This is a genomic window from Venatorbacter sp. C2-1 (assembly GCF_022832715.1).
Taxonomy (GTDB): domain Bacteria; phylum Pseudomonadota; class Gammaproteobacteria; order Pseudomonadales; family Oceanobacteraceae; genus Venatoribacter; species Venatoribacter alkanivorans.
Window position 1 is genome coordinate 3,397,124 of record NZ_CP094879.1, and the last position, 21,522, is coordinate 3,418,645.

Consider the following 21,522-nt stretch of genomic DNA (forward strand, 5'->3'; position numbering starts at 1 on the left):
TGCTACTGAGTCTGAGAATGATTATCAACAAATAATAAGAAGAATTCCTGAACTTACGTGGACGATGCTGGTCGTCAGAGTTCCGCTTCGAGCGGCAGAACGCCCAGCAGCCAGGATTGCAGGCGCCGCCACAGGCTGGCCCGGGGTTCGCTGTCATAGCTCTGCACAGAGCCATCGCCGTACAGCTCCTGCCAGCGTACTTCCCCCTGATGTAGCTGCAGGTGATAACTTTCGAATGGCAGGTTTTGCTGCAGATCCCGGCTGGCTTCCTGACCCAGTTGCGCCTGCTCAAACAGCACACCCATTTCGGTATTCTCGCGGATGGAACGCGGATCAAGATTCATTGAGCCGACGTAAAAGTAGCGCTGATCGATCACCAGCATTTTGGCGTGCAGACTGGCGGAAGAAGAGCCGGTCCAGCGGCGGTTCTCACGCCCAGAGCTGGCATCCGGGCGCAGCTCATACAGTTCGACTCCGGCACGCAGTAACGCCGCGCGGTAATGTTTATAAGCCGAATGCACCGCGGGCACATCGGTGCTGGCCAGAGAATTGGTCAGCACCCGCACCTTAACACCACGCGCGACCAGTGCCGCCAGAAAGGCAACCCCCTCATCGCCCGGTACAAAATAGGGCGAAACCAGCAGCACTTCCTGCTGCGCATTTTCCAGCAGAGTGAGCAGATTTCCCAACAACGGCGACTGGTAACGGCGGCTGCGGATTTTATCCGGTGCATCAGCCACTACGTACGCCTTTCCCCAGAACAGCCGTGGTTCATAGTGCGCCGCCAGGTTCTGGGCCCGTGCCTGTAAAGCCTGCACATAAGGGTGCTGCTGATTACTCTGCAGCCAGCTCTGCAGTTTCTGGCTCAGTCCGTTCAGCGGTTGCTGGTCATGCGGATCAGCATCCTGCAGCACATGCTCCACCGGCACCGCCAGCTCGCTGTTCCAGTAGCGGTCAAACTCGGTTGAGGCGTCATCGACCACCGCCCCCAGTGTCAGTACATCCAGATCACCGAACACCACCGCATTACGCGCGGCATCAAAGTACTCATCACCGATATTGCGCCCACCGGTAATCGCCAGAGTGTTATCGGCAATCATGGTTTTGTTATGCATGCGCCGGGTCGATACCCCATAACGGGTCAGAAACTGCATATCGCGCGGATAGTCACGCAGAAACGGATTAAACAGGCGGATATCAATATTGGGATGACGGTTCAGCAGCCGCAGCTCATTATCGGCGCCGCGGGTTGCCATATCGTCCAGCAGCAGCCGCACGCGTACGCCGCGCTCGGCGGCCTGCAGTAAGGCCCAGGTAAAAACCTTGCCGGTCAGATCCTGATGGTAGAGATAATATTGCAGGTCGAGACGGTCATGAGCATTGGCCGCCAACAACAGGCGGGCAAGAAAAGCATCAGTTCCGGAGGCCAGCAACACCAGCCCGGCCTGACCGGGATGTTGCTGTAACAGAGGCTCCGCCCAATCCGTCAGCGGACTGTGCGGCGGAGCCTGAGTATGAACTTCAGAGGTGGGATGCGGATAGTCCGGCAGACGGGCACAGCCGGCAAACAACACCGCCAGCAGATACATACAGCACGGCAGTATCTGCCATGCGCGTTTATGGCATATGGGCGATATAGGCGGCCACATCACGCAGCTGCTGCTCATCCATATTCTGCACCACGCCGATCATCGGTGAGTTTTTACGCTCCGGATCGTTATGCAGGAAACGCATCAGGGTTTTGGTCAGATATTCATATGGCTGACCGGCGATACGCGGGTACAGGCTGCTGCCATGGCCGGCGTTGCCATGGCAGACAAAACAGGTGGTTTTATAAATCTGTTCGCCTTTTGCACTTGTGGGTACGGGTTGTTCGCGGCTAACCACCGGCTTGTGAGCAAAATAAAGCGCGATATTAATGCGGTCTTCTTTACTCAGCGTGGTGGCCAGTTTGCTCATCACATAATCTTTGCGCACACCATCGGCAAAATGCTCAAACTGGGTAAAAAGATAAGCGGCATTCTGACTGGCCAGATTCGGGATATAGTCACGCTTGCTGTTGCCATCATCACCATGACAGCGGAAGCACAACTGCGCACGCTCAACACCATCTTCAATAGCGGCCTGTAACAGCGGTGTATTTTTTTCGATGATGGCCATTTCCTGCAGCATGGACTCCACACTTTCGGCCTGCACCTGGCTGCCCAGTAAGAGAAGCAATCCTGCCAACGTACTGCTTAATCTGTTCATAGTGTACTTTTCTGTTCTTTTGCTGTTATGGAGTTATTCAGGAGCGGCTGTTTTCGCGGACAAAACGCCCTGAAGACCCTGATCAACTTATTATTAGGGAGTGAAACATACGCGTCTGCTCTCGTCAGGCCAAGAGCCAATCGCCTTTCGTATTAGCCTTTTCTAAATAAAGGCTGACCTGTATCAAGCGCTAACCGCGAACTCCGGCCAGAGTTGCCCAAATCCGCTTCCCGCACCGCCAGGCTTATGGATAAGGGGCTGTGCCCTGCACCTGCATTCAGGTACACTTCCCGCCTTTCTAACTGCGCTCAGATTCAGACCATACGCCATGATGCAAGAGACTTATCAGCCCCATATTATCGAACCTTCCGTACAGACTCAGTGGGAAGAAAATCAGGTATTCAAAGCCGTTGTCGACAGCAATAAAGAGAAATTCTATTGCCTGTCCATGTTCCCGTATCCAAGCGGCCGGCTACATATGGGGCATGTACGTAACTACACCATTGGTGACGTGGTTTCGCGCTACCAGCGCATGCAGGGCAAAAACGTCATGCAGCCAATGGGCTGGGACGCCTTCGGTCTGCCGGCAGAAAACGCCGCCATCAAGCATCAGGTTGCTCCGGGCAAATGGACCAAAGAAAACATCGCCTACATGAAAGGCCAGCTGAAATCGCTGGGCTTCGGTTACGACTGGAACCGCGAACTGGCGACCTGTGACCCGGAATACTACCGCTGGGAACAGTGGTTCTTCACCAAGCTGATCGACAAGGGTCTGGCCTACAAAAAAGTCTCCGCGGTTAACTGGTGTCCGAATGACCAGACCGTTCTGGCCAACGAGCAGGTCATCGACGGCTGCTGCTGGCGCTGTGACTCTGTGGTTGAGCGTAAAGAAATTCCACAGTGGTTTATCCGTATCACTGATTACGCCGAAGAACTGCTGAACGACCTCGATCAGCTCGACGGCTGGCCGGATCAGGTAAAAGCCATGCAGCGCAACTGGATTGGTAAATCCCGTGGCGTACAGATGCGCTTTGGCCTGAAAGACCGCGAAGACGCACTGGAAATCTACACCACCCGTCCGGATACCCTGATGGGCGTGAGCTATGTTGCTGTTGCTGCCGGTCACCCTCTGGCGAAAGAAGCCGCAGCCAACAATCCTGCGCTGGCCGCATTCCTCGAAGAATGCTCCAAATCCGGTACCGCCGAAGCCGATCTGGCCACCGCCGAGAAAAAAGGTATGGCAACCGGCTTTACTGCCATTCACCCGATTTCCGGTAAAGAAGTACCGGTGTGGGTCGCCAACTTTGTGCTGATGGAATTCGGTACCGGTGCGGTCATGGCCGTTCCTGCACACGATCAGCGCGACTGGGAATTCGCGCAGAAATACGGCATTGAAATTCATCAGGTCATCGCCGCCAACGAAGGCGACGAGTGCGACCTGAGCAAAGCGGCCTATACCGAAAAAGGCACCCTGATTAACTCCGGCGAATTTGACGGCCTGAGTTTTGACGCCGCCTTCGACGCCATCGCCGCCAAACTGGCGGCAGAGGGCAAAGGCGAGATCAAAGTGAACTACCGCCTGCGCGACTGGGGTGTGAGCCGCCAGCGTTACTGGGGCGCACCGATTCCGGTGATCCGTACCGCCGATGGTGACTCCATTGCTGCACCGGAAAGCCTGCAGCCGGTAATTCTGCCGACTGAGGTTGTGATGGATGGCGTGAACTCACCGATCAAGAACAACCCGGAATTCGAAAACATCGAATACAACGGTCAGCCGGCATTCCGTGAAACCGATACCTTCGACACCTTTATGGAGTCGTCCTGGTACTACGCGCGCTACTGCTCACCGCGCGACGATACGCAGATGCTGAATCCGGAAGAAGCCAATTACTGGCTGCCGGTCGATCAGTATATCGGCGGGATCGAACACGCCATTCTGCACCTGCTGTATGCACGTTTCTTCCACAAGCTGCTGCGCGATGCCGGTCTGGTGAACAGCGATGAGCCGTTCAAAAACCTGCTGTGCCAGGGCATGGTGCTGGCCGATGCGTTCTTCTACACCAACGAACACGGCGCCAAAGAGTGGGTTAATCCGACCGAAGTGAGCGTTGAGCGCGACGACAAAGGCCGCCTGACCGCTGCCAAGCGTAAGAGCGACGGCAAAGAACTGCAGTACTCCGGCATGAGCAAAATGTCGAAGTCGAAAAACAACGGTGTCGATCCGCAGGAAGCCATCGAACTGTACGGCGCCGATACCGTGCGTCTGTACACCATGTTCGCAGCGCCCCCGGAGCAAACCCTGGAATGGTCTGACTCCGGCGTACAGGGTGCCCAGCGCTTCCTGCAGCGCGTCTGGCGTTTAAGCTACGAACTGCTGCAACAGGCAGATCGTGGTGATGCGGCGAACCTGTCCAAAGATGAGAAAGACGCCCGCCGTAAGGTGCACGAAACCATTCAGAAGGTGAGCGATGACGTTGGTCGCCGCTACAACTTCAACACCGGTATCGCCGCCATTATGGAACTGATGAACACCCTGCAGAAAGCCGATATGGCATCTGCCGGTGGCCGTGCAGTGGTGGCAGAAGGTCTCGATGCGGTGATCCGCATGCTGTCGCCGATTGCGCCACACATTACCCAGGCTCTGTGGATTGCCTTTGGCAACGACGGCTTGGTAATTGATGCACCTTGGCCTGTGGTTGACGAAAGCGCCCTAGTGCGTGATTCCATCGAAGTGGTGGTTCAGGTGAACGGTAAGCTGCGTGCCAAGATCGAAGTGGCGGCTAATGCCTCCAAAGACGATCTGGAAGCCGCCGCCAAAGACGCCGTTGCCCAGCAACTCGAAGGTGTGACCGTACGCAAGGTGATTGTGGTACCGGGTAAGCTGGTTAATATCGTCGCTAACTGATCCGGAGCTGCCTGCGTTGCCGGTACTGTGTTAAAAATACGTTCGAAATGCTCATTTATGACTTATAAACTGCGCTTTCTCACGTATTTTTGCCTTGTTCCGGCGGCCTCGCCAACGCTCCGCCCACATTGAACAGCTGATAGGAAGCCTATGCGCCCTCTTGCCTGGATTCTCACGTTATCATTACTTTCTGCCTGCGGCTGGCATCTGCGTGGTGTTACGCCGCTGCCGCCGGAATACCGGGTGATGTATCTGCAGAGTCAGGCCAGCAACAGCTTTAACCAACAGTTAAAGCTGCAGCTGGAGTTCAACGATGTCGTGCTGACCGCCAGCGCCGAAGACGCCCCGGCCATTCTGCGTATTGAGCCGGTGGATATCGAACGGCGTACACTGTCGGTCAGCAGCAGTGGTCAGGTGGGCGAGTTCGAACTGAACGGCCGTCTGACCGCTCATATCCTGCACATTGGCCGCGACACCGATGTCGAAATTGAACTGAAAGCACGCCGCACCCTGACCAACGATGTGAACAACGTCGTCGGTACCGCCAGCGCCGAAAGCCAGCAACGGGCTGAGCTGGAGCGCGAACTGGTTAACAAGCTGCTGCGCCGCCTGCAGAGTCTCGGCAAGAGCAGCCAAAGCGCTGCCACAACCCAAAGCGCTCCTGCTGCAACAGGCACCCAGCCGTGAAAATCCGCCAGGACCAGCTCAGCGGCCTGCTGGCCAAAGGACTGGCACCCTGCTATCTGGTGTCCGGTGACGACCCTTTACTGGTGATGGAAGCCTGCGACGAGATCCGTGCCGCTGCACGTAAGGCCGGTGTCGAGGAGCGTGAGCTGTTCCATGCTGAAGCCGGCTTTGACTGGCGCCATTTGCTGGAAGAAGCCAACGCCATGTCGTTATTTGCCAGTCGCCGTATTCTTGAAGTACGCATTGGTAACGGCAAGCCTTCCGATAAAGGCGCGGCTATTCAGCAGATCCTTGATAATCCCAACCCGGATAACCTGCTGCTGATTATCTGCCCGCGCCTCGACAGCACCATTCAGCGCAGCGCCTGGTTTAAAGCGGTGGATAAAGCCGGTGTTTTCCTGCCGATCTGGCCCATCGAACGCTCGCAGTATCCGGGCTGGCTGAAACGCCGCCTGCAGATTGCCGGCCTGCAGATCGAACCTCCCGCCCTGGCCGCTCTGGCGCATCAGACCGAAGGCAACCTGCTCGCTGCCGTGCAGGAAGTTGAAAAGCTACGCCTGCTGGGCACGGCCACCATCAACGAAGAGATGATTAACGAAGCCATTGGCGACAGCTCCCGCTTTGACGCCTTTGGTCTGGCCGATACCTGCCTGCTCGGTAACCTGGCCGAAGCCAGCCGCATTCTTTCGCATTTAAAAGGTGAAGGTGTCGATGCGCTGATGATACTTGGCGCCCTGACTCGCAAGATCCGCCAGCTGATTGCCATGCAGGATCTTGGCGGACAACAGCTGAGTGAAGCCTTCAAGGCACAGAATATCTGGCCCAAACAACAGCCTCCCTACAAAAAAGCTCTGCAGAACCTGCGCGCCCCACAGCTCCATGCCGCCCTGCGTAAGGCCGAAAAAATCGATGCAGCCATTAAAGGCAGCGGTGATGATCCCTGGCTTCTGTTAAGTGAGTTAACTGTACTGTTAACAGGTGTAAGGCTGACGACTGGTTAACAGTTTCAGCACTACCGCTGTCACAGAAATCCCAACATTTAACTGAGATACTGCTGTGGTAATGGCGGCAATTGCCGTATTCGGATGACAATTTTTGTCACATTATGCCTTTTAACGTTAAGCGTCGTGGTAAAAACGTTAAAATATAATAATATGACGTAATGCTAAGCTGAGTATGCAGACTAAGAGGATGTTCGTTATGAGCGCCGTAAACAAACAACAAAATTCAGATCTGGTCTGGGACCTGGAGAAAATCCACCAGCACCAGCGCGCTATGAATTTCGTTAAGCAGTTTGAAAACCGCTTCTGCGTATTCTCCGGCTCCGTACGTCAGCTGTATACCAACTACAGTATTTTCTTCCCCGAAGAAGCCAACCGTCAGATGGTTATTCTGCCCGACCCTTACGCCTTCCACGATACGTTCAGCCATCTGAATCCGGATGCGGTACAGTCAACCGGTCTGCATGTTATCCCCGGCAATCTGATCGGTAAAACCGGCCTGTATCTGGTGATCTCACATAAAGACAAAAACGTGCGCTCGGTACCGATTCCTTTTCAGGAAGGTATCCGCCAGATTCTGCGCCGTTCCAATACCGAAGATCCGTTCCTGCCGGTACTGATGAAAGGCGACCTGCGTGAATTCAATGATCAGATGCCTTGTCTGCACCTGAACCGTCTGCGCCTGAAAGAGCTGACTTCGCTGTCCGGCCTTGAGCGCGAAGGTATCCGCACTATCATTACTGACAAGCTGATGAAACTGTATCAGGAATCATCGGCCCTGAACCTGGCCTGATTTCCAGGCCAGATCTTAACGCCCTGCAACGGTCTCCCGCACCACTAGCCTTCGGCACGATAATAACGGCGGATCAGGCGACTTAACCCCTTACGCCAGGCTTTCGGCTTGATGCCAAAGGTGTGAAACAGCAGCGTATTATCGGTAACCGGTGCCCAGACCGCCGGCATCAAGCCGCCTTCCTGTGATTTCAGCTCCACGCCACTGAGATTTTCATACTGACCGGCTTCCGCCAGCAGCGCCTCTGCGAAGGCATATGAAGAGATCGGCTCCACACCACAAAAATGATAGGTACCCCATAAATCGTCGCTGCAGGCTGCCTGTTTAAGCATCGCCAGAATCACTTCGGCAATATCATCAGCAGGCGTCGGACTGAACTTACGCTGCATATCGAGGCTGAGGGAATGCTCATCACGGATAGCCGTCAGCAGGCGGTTGGCAAAATCGTCAGCCATCAGCGAAAACCCCTGGCCAATGCGCAGGATCAGATGACGACGGTTATTACGGGTCAAGGCTTCCAGAGCCAGTAAATCCAGCGCCAGTGGATGATCGGCATAATCCTCATCATTTTCCTGGTAGACAGCATCCGCGCGGGCACGGAAAACAGCGCTGGAGGACAGCAATACCACCGGGACATCCTGCTCTTCCGCCTGTTCCAGCCAGAAAGGAACATGCGCATAGTCATCCGGATGGAACAGTGATGGCACCAGTACAAAAAAAGGTTTGCCAACGGCCGCCATAGCCAAACGCTCACGGCTTTCCAGGCCAAAGCCTTTATACATAAGATCCTGAGAAGCCAGACTGCGGGTAAGAAAGTGTCCCACCGGGCGGTTAGCGCCGATGATAAAGCTGTGAAAACTGCTGATAGCCAAGACTCCGGGTCTCCTGTGCGCTGGGGCCAGACTGAGGGCCACTGATATTACAGCCTGCATAATACCCTGCCGCCGGGCCAATCACGACGTGCATTTGTACGACCCGTCTATACTCAGGGGATATTGCTGCCTGTTGTACTTATGTCTTTATATTATCGTTTGTTCATACTCGCACTGTTTCTGTTCGGCGGTGCTTTTGCGACTGCCCGTTATGCGGGCGGCGAAACGGATGCTCCTGCCCCGCTGATGGCTCAGGTTTACCAGGCTGCAGAGTTCTCCAGCCTGCAACAGGTTGTGGGCTTAAACGACGATATGTGGCGGGACATGCCGGCTGCCAGCATCAACCTTGGCTTCAGCGATGACCACGTCTGGGTACGGATGCCGCTGAGTCAGCTGCCCTTTGATTATCAGCGGCAGCCCTGGATTCTGGAACTGGGATATCCACTGCTCGACCATATCGAACTTTATATTATGCACGGTGATGTTGTACTGCTGCACACCGATGCCGGCAACGACCTGCCCTATTCTTCCCGCCCTCTGGCTGTGCCCGAATTTGCCTTTCCAGTGCCGCCACTCAGCCAGGCACAATGGTTGTATCTGTACGTGCATTCGGAGTCATCGGTGCAGATTCCCATCCGCACCTTTCCGGAACAGAACTACTGGCAGCAACGGGTCGGCGAAGTTACCTTTGATGCTGCATTTCACGCAATCCTGTTCAGTATGCTGGCCTATAATCTGCTGATTTTTTTACTGAGCCGCGATCTGATTTTCTTCCTGTATTCGCTCAGCATCGGCGCCTTTGCCATGATGATGGCCGCTCTGCATGGCTGGACTTATGCGTTACTGTGGCCAGAATCTCCACACCTGAACGACCTGGCGATTCTGCTCAGTCTCGCCCTGTCTGAGGCCTTTCTTGCACTGTTCGGGGTTTCATTCCTGCGTCTGCGTAAACTGCATCCCCGTGCCTTTATGCTGTACAGCAGCTACGTGGTCAGTGCCCTTATCTTTGCCGTACTGGCCTTCTATCTGCCGTATCACACCATGATTCGTTTGCTTACAGGTCAGGCTGTGCTGATGAGTCTGTCAGCGCTGGCATTGGGCCAACTGCTCTGGTGGCAAACCCGTTCACGGGATGTGTTCCTGTTTTTCCTTGCCGCCTTCTCACTGCTGATTGGCCTCTTCCTGTATGCAATGCAGAAGTTTGGTGTCATTCCGGTCAATGTCGTTACCGAACATGCCGCCGAGCTGGGCAGTATCATATTGGTTGTACTGCTGGCACTGAGCATGGCCGAGCGCCATAACCGCGAACGTCAGGCACGGTTAGCGGCTCAGGATGTCATCATCAACATGCAGCGCGAAGCCAATGCAGTGCTGGATCAGAAGGTCCGTGAGCGTACAGAAGATCTGGAGCTGCTGAACCAGCGCCTGCGGGAAGAATCCACCACCGATGCCCTGACCCGGGTACGTAACCGGCGTTACTTCGATCAGCGTTTCTATACCCTGTATCAGGATGCCTTCAGACAACAAACGCCACTCGCATTGCTGTTGATTGATATTGACCACTTCAAGCAATTTAACGATACCCATGGTCATCAGCTGGGCGATACGGTACTGCAAAAGGTTGCGCAAACCATGCAGCAGGCCATCAAGCGTCCACAGGACAGCGTTTATCGTTACGGCGGGGAAGAATTTGCAATTTTACTGCCTAACACGGATGAAAGCGGAGCCATACAGGTCGCCGAGCTGGTACGCCAACGCATTGAGCGCCTGCGTCTTGAACACGAAGGGCAAATACTCAGCCTGACCGTCAGTGTCGGCCTGTGTGCTGCAATCCCTCCCCAGCGTGATCAGCAGGAGGTACTTTACCAACAGGCTGATAAAGCGCTGTATCTGGCCAAAGATCAGGGCAGGAACCGCAGCTGTGCACTGCCTTTATCCATTCCCGATAGCCAGCAGCAAAGCCGCTGAACATTGCTGTTATTAATCTCAGAGCCATCCGTATTCCTATCCTGAACTGGCACCTGTGTCTGCAGTACGGGATTGTCAGACAAAATTTCAGTTTGGCAATCACCCGGCATTTATGTACCTTAGTCCCGATATTGAATTGCTAATAAAAAGACCAATATTGGATGGAGACGAACATGAAACGCCAACCCCTTGCTAAAACCATCGCAACAGCCTGCGCCGGTTTGGGTACTCTGCTGGCCATCAGCCCGGTATTCGCCCAGGGCTACTATGTCGACGAACAATCCGCCCTGCGCCTGGGAGATGCTTTCTCCGGTGGTGCAGCCTCAGCCAGCGATGCTTCTGCCGCTTACTACAGCCCGGCGGCTATGCTGCTGGTACGTGACGAGCTGGCCATCAACCTGGCGGCTATTTCTGTACGCTCAGAACTGAAAGGCAGTGCTGAAACCGGCGACGGCAGCATCCCGATTAACGGCGAAGATGCCGAAGCGGATAACCTCGATTTTCTGCCAACCCTGTATTTTGTCCGTAGTCTGAGCGAAGGCTTCTCTGCCGGTGCTTTTATTAACGCTCCATACGCTACCGGCACCGACTTCGGTGATGACTCCATCGCCCGTTATCAGACAACTGAAAGCGAAATCACCGGTATCGACGCCGGCCTGTCACTGGCCTTCCGTGTACACGAAAAAGTCAGCATTGGCGGCAGTATTATCGCTCAGTATATGAATGCCAAAACGGCCCTGGCGGTCAATACTGCAGCCCTGTGTTTAGGTGGGCTTGATGCCTCCACCTGCAATAGCCTGGGCATTAACCCTGCGGAGCTGGGCAACAATACCTACGACGGCAGCTTCGTGATGGAAGGCCACAACACAGCCTTCGGTTTCAGCCTGGGTACTCTGGTTGAGTTCACCCCCAACAGCCGTCTGGGTCTGAACTACCGCACCCGTATCGCCCATGAGCTGACCGGCAGTGCAACGGTGGAATTCCCGGCCGCCGCTTCAGGCTTCACCGGTCTGGCCGGCCTTGAGAACACCAAAGCCGATGGCCGTGTACAGTTTGTCACGCCGGAAAGCGCCAACATCAGTTACTTCCACCAGCTCGGCGACCTGTCGCTGCAGGCGGATGCCTCCTGGACCAAGTGGTCGCGCTTCGACAAGCTGCAGGTGGAAAGCAACAACAGTACCGTCGCAGCTCTGGCCGCTGAACCACAGGTTTACGACTGGAGTGAGTCCCAGCGCTTTGCTCTGGGGGCTAACTACAAACTGAGCCCACAGCTGACGCTGCGTGGTGGTTTTGCTCTGGATATGACGCCGATCGACAAAGACAAAACCAAGATCGATTTTGCCTTTGATGATTACAAAGCCATCTCTCTGGGTATGAGCTACGGACTGACCGAAGCCATGACTCTGGACGTGGGCTATCAGCACACCCTGACGCAGAAGCGTGATATTGATCAGAACGATCTGCTGACGGCGGGTGCCCGCCTGCACGGCGAAGTCACAACCGAAGTGAACTCCTTCGCTGCCGGTCTGCGCTGGGCACTGTAAGCCAGGGCTGCTGCAACCTGAAAGCGGGCGCCTGGCGCCCGTTTTTTTATTCTGCCCACACTGCGGCTTGGGCCTGTCGGCATCCTTGGTTATGCTGAGCATTCACCACTACCCGCCGACAGCGAAACCATCATGTCACTCTCTGCTCTGTTACACAGCCTGCTGCTGCAGCCAGTTGCCAATGATAATGGCCTGATCCTGCCCTTCCGCACACGCATGCCACAAAGCCTGCGCCGGGTGCCTTTTGCCGAGCCCTGCCTGATGCTGATACTGCAGGGCGAAAAGCAACTGCAACCGGCTCCTGGCCAGCCGCTGAATCTGCCTGCCGGACAAATGTTGCTGATTCCGGCCGGCTGTGAGCTTACCTTTACCAATCAGCCCGACGAGCATTGCCGGTATCTGGCCTGGGTGATCAGCCTGCCGGCGGATGACTTACTGCCACTGGGACGCGGTCCGGTGCGCCGTGAGTTGCAGCATTTCAGCTCAGACCCGCTGCTGCTGACCCTGATGCAACAGTGGCTGCAGATACAGCCGCAACTGTCTGACCCACAACAACTGCTGCAGGCGCGGCGTCGTGAAATCACTCTGCGTTTGCTTGAGCTGGGCTACAGTGCAGAACTGCGCAGTGGTCTGCAGCAACATTTCAGCCGCCGCGTACAGGCTGTGGTCAGTGAAGACCTGAGCCACGACTGGCAAATAAGCGATGTTTGCCAGCGTCTGGCGGTCAGTGAATCGACCCTCAGACGTAAGCTGTCCGACGAGCAGCACAGCTTCCGCGACCTGCTCAGCCAGCTGCGGCTGGTACAGGGCCTTAACCTGCTGCAAACCAGCAGCCTCAGTGTCCAGCAGGTCGCTGACGCCTGTGGCTACCGCTCGGCATCGCGTTTCAGTGAGCGCTTCCGTGAACGCTTTGGTACCAGCCCGGCCGAGCTGCGCCACAGCCAGACGGCTGACACCCTGATCCGGCAAACGACGGTTTCAAGCTCAACCTTGACCGTTTGAGGCGTACTGCAGCCTCGCCTCTGACGTAAGCTGTGAAGCATCCAAACAGACTCAAAGGAGATTACGATGAAGCCGATATTAATACTGCTGTCTGCCGCCACTCTGTGGAGCCAGAGTGCTCTGGCCGAATTCCGGGTACAGAGCAGCGATATCAGCAACGGCACGCCGATGCCCAAAGCACAGGAATTCAATGGTTTTGGTTGCGAAGGCGGCAATCTGTCGCCACAGCTGAGCTGGAGCGGAGCCCCGGAGGGCACCAAAAGTTTTGCCATCACAGCCTATGATCCGGATGCCCCAACCGGCAGCGGCTGGTGGCACTGGCTGGCGTTTAATATTCCGGCGGATGTCACCAGTCTGAAAACCGGTGCCAGTGGCAATACCATGCCAGAAGGCAGCACCGAAAGCCGTACCGATTACGGCGTCCCTGGTTTTGGTGGTGCCTGCCCGCCCAAAGGCGATAAAGCTCACCGTTATCAATTTACAGTATTTGCTTTAAACACAGACAAGCTGGATCTGGCACCAGACAGCTCCGGTGCACTGGTTGGTTATTACCTTAATGGCCATGCGCTGGCTAAAACCACGCTGGAAGCGCTGTATCAGCGTCCGTAAGCGCACACAACCTGCCGCTGAGCGGCGGCAGGTTCACAGCTGTTTTCAATGAGCCAGCGATAAACGGGCGATTTCATTGCGGTTACGCAAAGCATCCTCTTTGCTGCTGAACAGCTGCACATCGTTCAGGGTAATTAACAGCACAAAGCCGCCCGCCAGCCCGACATAACCGGCGCGGTGCTCCAGCACAAAGCAGCCGTTTTCTGCGGCCAGGGTACATGGCAAAGTAACACTGGCAATCAGACCATTCCCCAGAGCATCCCCCACGGCTTCGAACGAACGATACAAAGCCAGGGCATCCGCACCGATAGCGAGCACCGTACCATTCTGCAGGCCAGCCAGATCCACAGGCACTCCCGATGGCAACTGGCGCTGTTCCGTACGGACAATCAGATCCGAGGTATTTTCAATCAACATCACACTCTCCGGCAGCCAGTGAACAAGGGGGGGGCAATTATACACATCCTGATACGCCGGAACCTGCCCTGCGATCTCCGCCAGCAGCGACACAATCCCTTGCGCAAAACGATCAGGCAGATCCTAAAAAGTAATCTAACATTAAGTTCTCACCTTTCCCGCCCAGCCATTCTATTAATACCAATCTGCGGCCTGGACGGTTCATTACTTCAGAGAAAACGGAGAACACGATGTTAAGAAATATGCGCGTTGCCAAACGTGCAATGCTTTTCTTTGGCCTTCTGGGCCTTATCACCCTTGCACTCGGTCTGTTTGCCACCCAACAACTCAGCCAGCTGAACAACAGCATCAACATGCTGGGTAAGGTAAGCCTGCCCAAGGTTGAAGGGATCGGCGAGATGCGCCGCGATTTCCTCTACACCCGTCTGTATGCCGTCAACCTGGTCAACAGCCAGACGAAAGAGCAAAGCGACCAGTTCAGCCGCCGTCTGGCCGAAGTGACCACAAGCTATAAAGCCGCCGAAGCGGATATGAAAGGCCGCGCAGATACGCCCGAAGCCAGACAAAAATTAGACGGCATCATCGCTGATAAAAACGAATACGATCAGCGCCTGCAGCAGCTGCTGGGTCTGGTTGCCAGGGGTGATATGGAAGCCGTGCAGCGCTTGCGCGTACAGCATATTGATGCCCTGAGTATCGGCATTACCGAAGCCCTGAACGATCTTGCCCGCTACGAAGGTGAGGTAGCCAACCACGCTGTAACCAATGCAGCCACAACTTACAGCACGTCCAGCATGGCCATTTATATTGCTATTGGTGTGGCGTTGCTGGCGGTGATTATTCTCGCCAGCCTGTTCAGCCAGAGCATTGTTACCCCACTGGAAAACGCCGTCAGCGCGGCACAGCGCATCGCCAGTGGCGATCTGAGCCACCGCATCAGCGACCATGGGAGTGACGAAGCCGCAGACATGATGGCCGCCATGCATCAGATGCAGGAACAACTGCGCAACACGCTGAACCATATCGCCGATTCTTCACAGCAGTTATCCACCACCTCGGAAGAACTCAGTGTAGTGACTAACGAATCCAGTGAAATCGTCCACCAGCAGAGCGCTCAGCTGGAGCAGGCAGCCACGGCCGTTAACGAACTGACCGTAGCCGTGGATGAAGTGGCAAACAGTGCCAGTACCACGTCATCCAATTCCGAGCAGGTCAATGACAAGGCTCGCCAGGGGCAGAACACGCTGGATGAAACCATCCGCACCATTGATCAGCTGGCGGGTGAGATCAGCAATACCGCTGATGGCATTTCGGCACTGGCAGGTAACGTAAAAGACATTGGCCAGGTGATTGATGTTATCCGCGCCATCGCTGAACAGACTAATTTGCTGGCACTGAATGCCGCCATTGAAGCAGCCCGTGCCGGAGAGTCAGGCCGGGGCTTTGCTGTGGTCGCTGATGAAGTCCGGGCTCTGGCGCACCGTACTCAGGAATCCACCAAAGAAATCGAACGCATGATCCAGACGGTACAGACTGCCACCGATGCTGCGGTCGTTAATATGGAAAACAGCAACCGCTGGGCCATGAATACACTGAAAATGGCCAACGAAGCAGGAACATCATTAGGAGAAATTACCGGCCTGATCAGCAACATCAACGAGCAGAATCTGAACATTGCCAGCGCGGCCGAAGAACAGGCAATGGTTGCCCGTGAAGTGGATAAGAATCTGGTCGCTATCCGTGATTTGTCGTTCCAGACATCGGCCGGTGCCAACCAGACCCATGCATCCAGTCAGGAGCTGGCGCGGCTGGCAGAGCAGCTTAACGCGCTGCTGTTAAAGTTCAGGCTGTAGCCCTGATCCTGACCTTGTCCGCTTAAAACAGCTCAATATCATCGCCGTCAGGCTCATTCTGGCGGCGACGATCATTCTCTTCGGCCAGCACCAGATCCTTCAGATCCCGTAATTCATCATCATTCAGCGCGGTAATATCCAGCTTCTGAAAGGTGCGTTTCAGCACGTTGTACGCCTGAAAACACTGTTGATGGGCCGGTCCCTTCAGCGGAACCGTCAATCCACCCAGACCAAAGACCGGTTTATTACAGAACACACAATTGAGCGACATGACCTTTCCCTGAAAAATGCTGAAACACATGCCAGAGGCATCTGTTTCAGCCTAGCCCAGTCTGCGCCGGGCTAAACGTCGGTCTTGTAGTTTATTGTAGTGATAGGCAGGCAGAACAATCGGCCTCAGTCGCTGCTGCCCAGCCACTGTTCTGTCTGATTTCCTGCCTTATCTTCCGCCAGCAGCTGCCAGCGTTCACTGTTTGCTTTAAGCGCACAGGGCACGCGGAAGTGGCCGGTGTAAATAATTTCACCTTCGCAGATATCTCCGGCCGGGCTTTGCAACCAGATACGCGCCAGCCCCATACCGTCGTCATAGGCCATACCCTGCACCAGAGTCGGCTCCGTCGCAGACCAGCGCACGTAATCGAGAACCGGCGGCTCGTGGTCAGGGAAGCTGGTCGCAGACCATTCGTCTGTACCTTCCTGCTGTTCGACGGTGTTGGCATAGCCATCACCGTCGCGGTCCGGATCGCGGTTATCGCCGATACCATCACCATCCAGATCCGCCCATTCTCGGCGGTCATCCGGGAAAATATCGGCCTCGTTAAGATGACCATCGCCATCCCGGTCATCGTCCAGCGCATCGGGAATGCCATCGCGGTCAAGATCGGCCGGCGTGCTGCGTGCATCGTGCGGATCGGTGTTCAGCGCCACTTCGTAGTCGTTGCTGATGCCATCGCCGTCAATATCGTCATCGCTGTTATCGCCAGTACCATCACCGTCCATATCGGCCCATTCGCTGACGTCACGCGGGAAAGCATCGGCGGCGTTAGCCACCTCATCGCCATCCATATCGCTGTCGAGCACGTCGGGAATGCCATCATCGTCAAGATCAGCCGGTTTGCTTTGCGCATCACGCGGATCGAAGCCTAACTGCACTTCCCAGTCATTACGGATGCCGTCACCGTCGATATCGCTGTCGCTGTTGTCGCCCGTGCCATCGCCATCCAGATCAGCCCATTCACGTGGGTTGCGCGGAAAGACATCCGCCTCGTTCAGATGGCCGTCACCGTCCATATCGTCATCGATGACATCCGGCAGACGGTCGCCATCAAGGTCGGCAGGCACCGAGGCAGCATCCGCCGGATCGGTACCGGCCAGCAACTCATGATCATTGCGGATACCATCACCATCGCGGTCCGGATCGCTGTTATCGCCGATGCCGTCGTTGTCGATATCGTTCCACTCCAGCGGGTCACGCGGGAAACGATCGATGGCATTGCCTAAGGTATCGCCATCAAGGTCGCTGTCGAGGGCATCGGGAATGCCGTCGCCATCAAGGTCGAACGGCACACTGGTCGCATCCATCGGATTAAAGCCCAGCGTGCGTTCGTATTCGTTGTCGATGCCATCGTTATCCTGATCGGTATCGCTGTTATCGCCGACACCATCGCCGTCAAAGTCGGCCCACTCGCTGCGATCCAGCGGGAAAGCATCCAGTTCATTGGCAATGGCATCGCCATCGATATCAGCATCAACCACATCGGCTATGCCGTCCTGATCCAGATCCGCCGGTTTGTTCCGCGGGTCAAGGTCATCGCTGCCGGCCTGTTGTTCAATGTCATTACTGAAGCCATCGTTATCACGATCAGGGTCGGCGTTATCGCCTATGCCATCGCCATCGGTATCACGCCATTCGTTTTTATCATCAGGGAAGGCGTCAAAACGGTTTTCGGTACCATCACCGTCGCGGTCGGTATCAAAGGTGTCCGGCATGGAGTCGTTGTCGGCGTCCGCCGGTTTGCTCGAAGCATCCAGCGGGTCGGTGCCCAGATGCATCTCAAACACATTGGGAATACCGTCGCCATCGGCGTCCACATCCTGATTATCCGGTACACCATCACCATCGGTGTCCGCTGATTCACGCGCATCCTGCGGGTACAGATCCTGCGCATTGGCAACGCCATCGCCATCCATATCATCATCGAGTGTATCCGGAATACCGTCGCGGTCGAGATCCGGCGGCACCGAGGCGCGGTCACGCGGGTCAGTACCGGCCCTGAGTTCCAGCTCGTTACTCACGCCATCGTTATCCAGATCAGGGTCGGCGTTATCGCCGATACCATCACCATCCAGGTCGGCCCATTCTTTGGCATTCAGCGGAAAGGCATCTTCGGCGTTATCAACACCGTCGTTGTCCATATCGGTATCGAGCAAATCCGGCCAGCCGTCACCGTCACGATCAACCGGAGTCGAGCGGCTGTCGCGCGGGTCGTAATTCAGCTGTACTTCGAGGTCGTTACGGATGCCATCGTTATCAATATCGCGGTCGGCATTATCGCCAACACCATCGCGGTCGGTATCCAGCCATTCGCTGCCGTCCTGCGGGAAGTCATCCTTGCGGTTCACCACCCCATCGTTATCCCAGTCGTCGTCAATGGCATCCGGAATACCGTCATTATCCACATCGGTCTGGTCGGCAACGTCGGGGTCTGTCCCCGCCGCCTGTTCCAGGAAGTTGGATACGCCATCGCCATCGCGGTCGGTATCGAGATGATCGGCAATACCGTCGTTATCGAGATCATTCAGTGCGGCAAGGCTGTGATTGCTGCCCAAGACCGCGCCGCATAAAACAGCCGCGCAGAGCATATGGCGCGCGCGCGCCTGACAGAAAGAACAGACCCGCACGAAAGAAGGTGAGAAAAGAGAATGCATAATTTATCTGCTGAGTATTATTTTTATTATTGTGCCGTGCTGGTCTCGCCCGGGGCTGCTTCAGTATCGCTGACGGCGGTATTGTCGGCGGCCGCATTACTGCCTGCAGTGTCACGGTCGGTCTGGGCATTCATGCTGTGACGGCAATGAATGCCACGGTTTTTCTGATCAACCAGAATGCCGGCTACTTCTTTACCATTATCCGGACGCAGCAACAGGTAACCACCAACGCAGAATGCTGTTTTACCAGAGTCTTTCTGGGAAATTTTCAGATCGCTTTCCGGCGTAATCGCCAGTAAGCGGAATTCATCCACCACCGCACTGTCCTGCTCGGACGGATGAGCAATGAAACCATAATATTCCAGCGCCAGCACGGCGACGACAATACCGGCAATAAAACCCAGGCCAATCCATTTCGGGTAATCCACTTCCTGTGCCTCTGGTTGTTGCTCGTTCATGCTTACTTCCCCAATCACTGATAATTAAACGTTCTGAAATGTATCCCGGTGGTCAGCGCCCAGCACGCACCGGTTTGCCGGATAATGCCACTACTGCGGCACGTTATCCTTGCCCCAGGCCGGCATCAGCTGCTGTTCGATGCCCAACTGGTTGAGAATACGCGCGACAATAAAATCGATTAAATCCTGAATGCTCTGCGGTTCATGATAAAAACCCGGACTGGCCGGCAGAATTACCGCGCCCATGCGCGTCAGCGTCAGCATATTCTGCAGGTGAATTTCTGAATACGGCGTCTCACGCGGCACCAGAATCAGCTTGCGCCGTTCTTTCAGCGCCACATCGGCGGCACGCTCAATCAGGTTATTACTGGCACCGGTAGCAATGGCTGACAACGTACCCGTGGAGCACGGACAGATCACCAGCGGGCCAGGCTGACCGGAACCTGAAGCCCAGGGCGCCATCCAGTCTTCGCGGCCAAACACCCGCAGCTGCGTATCATCCACCTGAAAATACTGTTGTAAAAAAGTTGCCTGAGCGGCGGGATTGCCCGGCAGGGCCAGCGGCGTTTCGGTGGCGAATACCAGCTGCGCGGCTTTCGACACAATCACATCCACCTGCCCGCCAGCAGCCAGCAAGACCTCAATCAGCCGCAACGCATACAGGCTGCCGGAGGCGCCGGTAATGGCGACACAAATGCGCGAATTCATACACTGCCCTCACGCTGCTGCAGCGCTGCCAGCAATTTACGCGGCATACCGGCGAAGCTGCCGTTCGACATCACCACAATACGGTCACCGGGGCGGGCCGCGGCGACAACCGCGGAGATCAGCGCCTGATGATCGGTAAAACTCTGGCCGGCAATGCGGCTGGCGGCAGCCACCTCAGCCAGTGACCAGTCAATGTTGTCCGGCTGAAACCAGAACGCCAGATCCGCCGCAGCAACCGACGCCGCCAGCTCGGATTTATGCACCCCCAGTTTCATGGTGTTGGAACGTGGCTCCAGCACCGCCAGAATGCGGCCCTGCGGATTTTCCTGCTGCAGACGCGCACGGGCGCCTTCGAGCGTTGTGGTGATGGCCGTCGGATGGTGAGCAAAATCGTCGTAAACCTGAATGCCGGAAGTCTCACCCACCAGCTCCATACGGCGCTTCACCGAGGCGAATTCACTCAGCGCAGCCGCAGCGATTGGCGGTGTAACGCCCATATGACGGGCGGCGAGCATTGCGGCGATGGCATTACTGACATTGTGTAAACCGGTGAGATTCCAGCGCACCTGAGCCGCCTGATCGCCGGCCCCGCTCTCTCCGCTCCCAGCAGCAACGTGACGCAGACTGAACACCGAGGCATCGGCAGCATCCAGACGCCATTGCCAGTCGGCGTCGTCCTGTTCACTGAAGCGTACTACCGGCGTCCAGCAGCCCTGCGCCAGCACCCGTTCCAGAGCGTCTTCACCGGCAGGCAGCACAATCTGGCCATTGGCCGGCACTGTACGCAGCAGATGATGGAACTGGCGTTCAATGGCGGCCAGATCCGGGAAGATATCGGCGTGGTCAAATTCGAGGTTGTTCATAATCAGCGTACGTGGCTGGTAATGAACAAATTTCGAGCGTTTATCAAAAAACGCAGTGTCGTATTCGTCGGCTTCGATGACGAAAAACGGCGAATCACCGAGACGGGCTGACACCGAAAAATTCTGCGGTACACCACCAATCAGGAAGCCGGGTTTCATCCCGGCGTATTCCAGAATCCAGGCCAGCATGCTGCTGGTCGTGGTCTTGCCATGGGTACCGGATACCGCCGCTACCCAGCGGCCACGCAGCACATACTGCCCCAGCCACTGCGGGCCGGACATATAGGGCAAACCACGGCTGAGGACATGTTCAACAGAAGGGTTACCGCGCGACATGGCGTTGCCGATAATCACCAGATCGGTATCGGCGGGAATATTAGCCGGATCAAAGCCTTCGCTCAGGACAATGCCGGCGGCTTCGAGCTGGTCGCTCATGGGCGGATAAACGCCGGCATCACTGCCGGAAACCTCATGCCCGAGCTGTTTGGCCAGCTGTGCCAGAGAGCCCATAAAGGTGCCGCAGATACCAAGAATGTGCAGACGCATAGTTTCTGTCGTTTCCAGATCAACCAGTCAGGCGGCTAGTGTACTGATAACGCTCTCTGTACCCAAGCACCAAGGGCTGTTCTGCGCTAAAGCATCCGCTAACGGCGATAATTTACCT

At 55.8% G+C, this 21,522-nt stretch carries 18 protein-coding genes; 9 read left to right on the plus strand and 9 right to left on the minus strand.

From position 1 onward, the window contains the following. Nucleotides 1-74: 74 nt before the first annotated feature. A complete protein-coding gene (locus MT343_RS15255; protein WP_186435749.1) occupies nt 75-1,589 on the minus strand; it encodes a phospholipase D family protein in 1,515 nt (504 codons plus the stop codon). A gap of 28 nt (nt 1,590-1,617) precedes the next feature. Beyond that, nucleotides 1,618-2,250: a c-type cytochrome gene (locus MT343_RS15260; protein WP_145466309.1), complete on the minus strand. Its 633-nt coding sequence runs from the start codon at nt 2,248-2,250 to the stop codon at nt 1,618-1,620. Between the two features lie 331 nt (nt 2,251-2,581). Here MT343_RS15260 and leuS point away from each other — a divergent pair, with 331 nt between their 5' ends. From leuS to MT343_RS15280, 4 genes are all read left to right on the plus strand, one after another. Next, nucleotides 2,582-5,155: a leucine--tRNA ligase gene (gene leuS / locus MT343_RS15265; protein ID WP_145466759.1), complete on the plus strand. Its 2,574-nt coding sequence runs from the start codon at nt 2,582-2,584 to the stop codon at nt 5,153-5,155. Between the two features lie 150 nt (nt 5,156-5,305). Next, a complete protein-coding gene (locus tag MT343_RS15270) occupies nt 5,306-5,842 on the plus strand; it encodes an LPS-assembly lipoprotein LptE (RefSeq protein ID WP_145466310.1) in 537 nt (178 codons plus the stop codon). After that, nucleotides 5,839-6,843, plus strand: coding sequence for a DNA polymerase III subunit delta (holA, locus tag MT343_RS15275; protein ID WP_145466312.1), 1,005 nt, complete (start codon nt 5,839-5,841; stop codon nt 6,841-6,843). Before MT343_RS15270 ends, holA begins: the two co-directional genes overlap by 4 nt. 199 nt (nt 6,844-7,042) lie before the next feature. Further along, a complete protein-coding gene (locus tag MT343_RS15280; RefSeq protein ID WP_145466314.1) occupies nt 7,043-7,636 on the plus strand; it encodes a hypothetical protein in 594 nt (197 codons plus the stop codon). 44 nt (nt 7,637-7,680) lie between these two features. Here MT343_RS15280 and MT343_RS15285 read toward each other — a convergent pair whose 3' ends face one another. Then, nucleotides 7,681-8,508 carry a sugar nucleotide-binding protein gene (locus tag MT343_RS15285; protein WP_186435750.1) on the minus strand — a complete coding sequence of 276 codons (828 nt, stop codon included), beginning with the start codon at nt 8,506-8,508 and terminating at the stop codon, nt 7,681-7,683. 141 nt (nt 8,509-8,649) lie between these two features. Here MT343_RS15285 and MT343_RS15290 point away from each other — a divergent pair, with 141 nt between their 5' ends. From MT343_RS15290 to MT343_RS15305, 4 genes are all read left to right on the plus strand, one after another. Then, nucleotides 8,650-10,476: a sensor domain-containing diguanylate cyclase gene (locus MT343_RS15290; protein WP_145466318.1), complete on the plus strand. Its 1,827-nt coding sequence runs from the start codon at nt 8,650-8,652 to the stop codon at nt 10,474-10,476. A 173-nt stretch (nt 10,477-10,649) separates the two neighbouring features. Then, nucleotides 10,650-12,020 carry an OmpP1/FadL family transporter gene (locus MT343_RS15295; RefSeq protein ID WP_186435751.1) on the plus strand — a complete coding sequence of 457 codons (1,371 nt, stop codon included), beginning with the start codon at nt 10,650-10,652 and terminating at the stop codon, nt 12,018-12,020. A gap of 132 nt (nt 12,021-12,152) precedes the next feature. Next, complete coding sequence (locus MT343_RS15300; RefSeq protein WP_145466322.1) at nt 12,153-13,022, plus strand: AraC family transcriptional regulator; 870 nt, start codon at nt 12,153-12,155, stop codon at nt 13,020-13,022. A 66-nt stretch (nt 13,023-13,088) separates the two neighbouring features. Beyond that, nucleotides 13,089-13,631 carry a YbhB/YbcL family Raf kinase inhibitor-like protein gene (locus MT343_RS15305; protein ID WP_145466324.1) on the plus strand — a complete coding sequence of 181 codons (543 nt, stop codon included), beginning with the start codon at nt 13,089-13,091 and terminating at the stop codon, nt 13,629-13,631. 45 nt (nt 13,632-13,676) lie between these two features. Here MT343_RS15305 and MT343_RS15310 read toward each other — a convergent pair whose 3' ends face one another. Beyond that, a complete protein-coding gene (locus MT343_RS15310) occupies nt 13,677-14,048 on the minus strand; it encodes a hypothetical protein (RefSeq protein ID WP_145466326.1) in 372 nt (123 codons plus the stop codon). A 230-nt stretch (nt 14,049-14,278) separates the two neighbouring features. Here MT343_RS15310 and MT343_RS15315 point away from each other — a divergent pair, with 230 nt between their 5' ends. After that, on the plus strand, nt 14,279-15,901 hold the full coding sequence (locus tag MT343_RS15315; protein WP_145466328.1) for a methyl-accepting chemotaxis protein: 1,623 nt from the start codon (nt 14,279-14,281) through the stop codon (nt 15,899-15,901). A 22-nt stretch (nt 15,902-15,923) separates the two neighbouring features. Here the strand turns inward: MT343_RS15315 and MT343_RS15320 are convergent, their stop codons facing one another. The 5 genes from MT343_RS15320 to mpl form a co-directional block, all read right to left on the minus strand. Further along, entirely contained in the window at nt 15,924-16,172 is a 249-nt protein-coding gene (locus MT343_RS15320; RefSeq protein ID WP_145466330.1) for a DUF2175 domain-containing protein, read from the minus strand. Nucleotides 16,173-16,297: 125 nt separating this feature from the next. Further along, nucleotides 16,298-18,730: a thrombospondin type 3 repeat-containing protein gene (locus tag MT343_RS15325; protein WP_186435752.1), complete on the minus strand. Its 2,433-nt coding sequence runs from the start codon at nt 18,728-18,730 to the stop codon at nt 16,298-16,300. 125 nt (nt 18,731-18,855) lie between these two features. Further along, on the minus strand, nt 18,856-19,287 hold the full coding sequence (locus MT343_RS15330) for a hypothetical protein (protein WP_145466333.1): 432 nt from the start codon (nt 19,285-19,287) through the stop codon (nt 18,856-18,858). 90 nt (nt 19,288-19,377) lie between these two features. Next, nucleotides 19,378-19,995, minus strand: a complete 618-nt coding sequence (locus tag MT343_RS15335; protein WP_145466335.1) for a flavin prenyltransferase UbiX — start codon at nt 19,993-19,995, stop codon at nt 19,378-19,380. Next, nucleotides 19,992-21,404 carry a UDP-N-acetylmuramate:L-alanyl-gamma-D-glutamyl-meso-diaminopimelate ligase gene (gene mpl, locus MT343_RS15340; RefSeq protein ID WP_145466337.1) on the minus strand — a complete coding sequence of 471 codons (1,413 nt, stop codon included), beginning with the start codon at nt 21,402-21,404 and terminating at the stop codon, nt 19,992-19,994. The genes MT343_RS15335 and mpl overlap by 4 nt, the downstream gene beginning before the upstream one ends. Nucleotides 21,405-21,522 lie beyond the last annotated feature (118 nt).

What these genes read in the sequence shown, in the direction of transcription:
- MT343_RS15270 (WP_145466310.1), top strand. Translation starts at nt 5,306, where the DNA reads ATGCGCCCTCTTGCCTGGATTCTCACGTTATCATTACTTTCTGCCTGC.
- MT343_RS15305 (WP_145466324.1), top strand. Translation starts at nt 13,089, where the DNA reads ATGAAGCCGATATTAATACTGCTGTCTGCCGCCACTCTGTGGAGCCAG.
- leuS (WP_145466759.1), top strand. Translation starts at nt 2,582, where the DNA reads ATGCAAGAGACTTATCAGCCCCATATTATCGAACCTTCCGTACAGACT.
- MT343_RS15310 (WP_145466326.1), bottom strand. Translation starts at nt 14,048, where the DNA reads ATGTTGATTGAAAATACCTCGGATCTGATTGTCCGTACGGAACAGCGC.
- MT343_RS15320 (WP_145466330.1), bottom strand. Translation starts at nt 16,172, where the DNA reads ATGTCGCTCAATTGTGTGTTCTGTAATAAACCGGTCTTTGGTCTGGGT.
- MT343_RS15260 (WP_145466309.1), bottom strand. Translation starts at nt 2,250, where the DNA reads ATGAACAGATTAAGCAGTACGTTGGCAGGATTGCTTCTCTTACTGGGC.
- MT343_RS15300 (WP_145466322.1), top strand. Translation starts at nt 12,153, where the DNA reads ATGTCACTCTCTGCTCTGTTACACAGCCTGCTGCTGCAGCCAGTTGCC.
- mpl (WP_145466337.1), bottom strand. Translation starts at nt 21,404, where the DNA reads ATGCGTCTGCACATTCTTGGTATCTGCGGCACCTTTATGGGCTCTCTG.
- MT343_RS15280 (WP_145466314.1), top strand. Translation starts at nt 7,043, where the DNA reads ATGAGCGCCGTAAACAAACAACAAAATTCAGATCTGGTCTGGGACCTG.
- MT343_RS15330 (WP_145466333.1), bottom strand. Translation starts at nt 19,287, where the DNA reads ATGAACGAGCAACAACCAGAGGCACAGGAAGTGGATTACCCGAAATGG.
- MT343_RS15315 (WP_145466328.1), top strand. Translation starts at nt 14,279, where the DNA reads ATGTTAAGAAATATGCGCGTTGCCAAACGTGCAATGCTTTTCTTTGGC.
- MT343_RS15255 (WP_186435749.1), bottom strand. Translation starts at nt 1,589, where the DNA reads ATGTATCTGCTGGCGGTGTTGTTTGCCGGCTGTGCCCGTCTGCCGGAC.
- MT343_RS15295 (WP_186435751.1), top strand. Translation starts at nt 10,650, where the DNA reads ATGAAACGCCAACCCCTTGCTAAAACCATCGCAACAGCCTGCGCCGGT.
- MT343_RS15335 (WP_145466335.1), bottom strand. Translation starts at nt 19,995, where the DNA reads ATGAATTCGCGCATTTGTGTCGCCATTACCGGCGCCTCCGGCAGCCTG.
- MT343_RS15290 (WP_145466318.1), top strand. Translation starts at nt 8,650, where the DNA reads ATGTCTTTATATTATCGTTTGTTCATACTCGCACTGTTTCTGTTCGGC.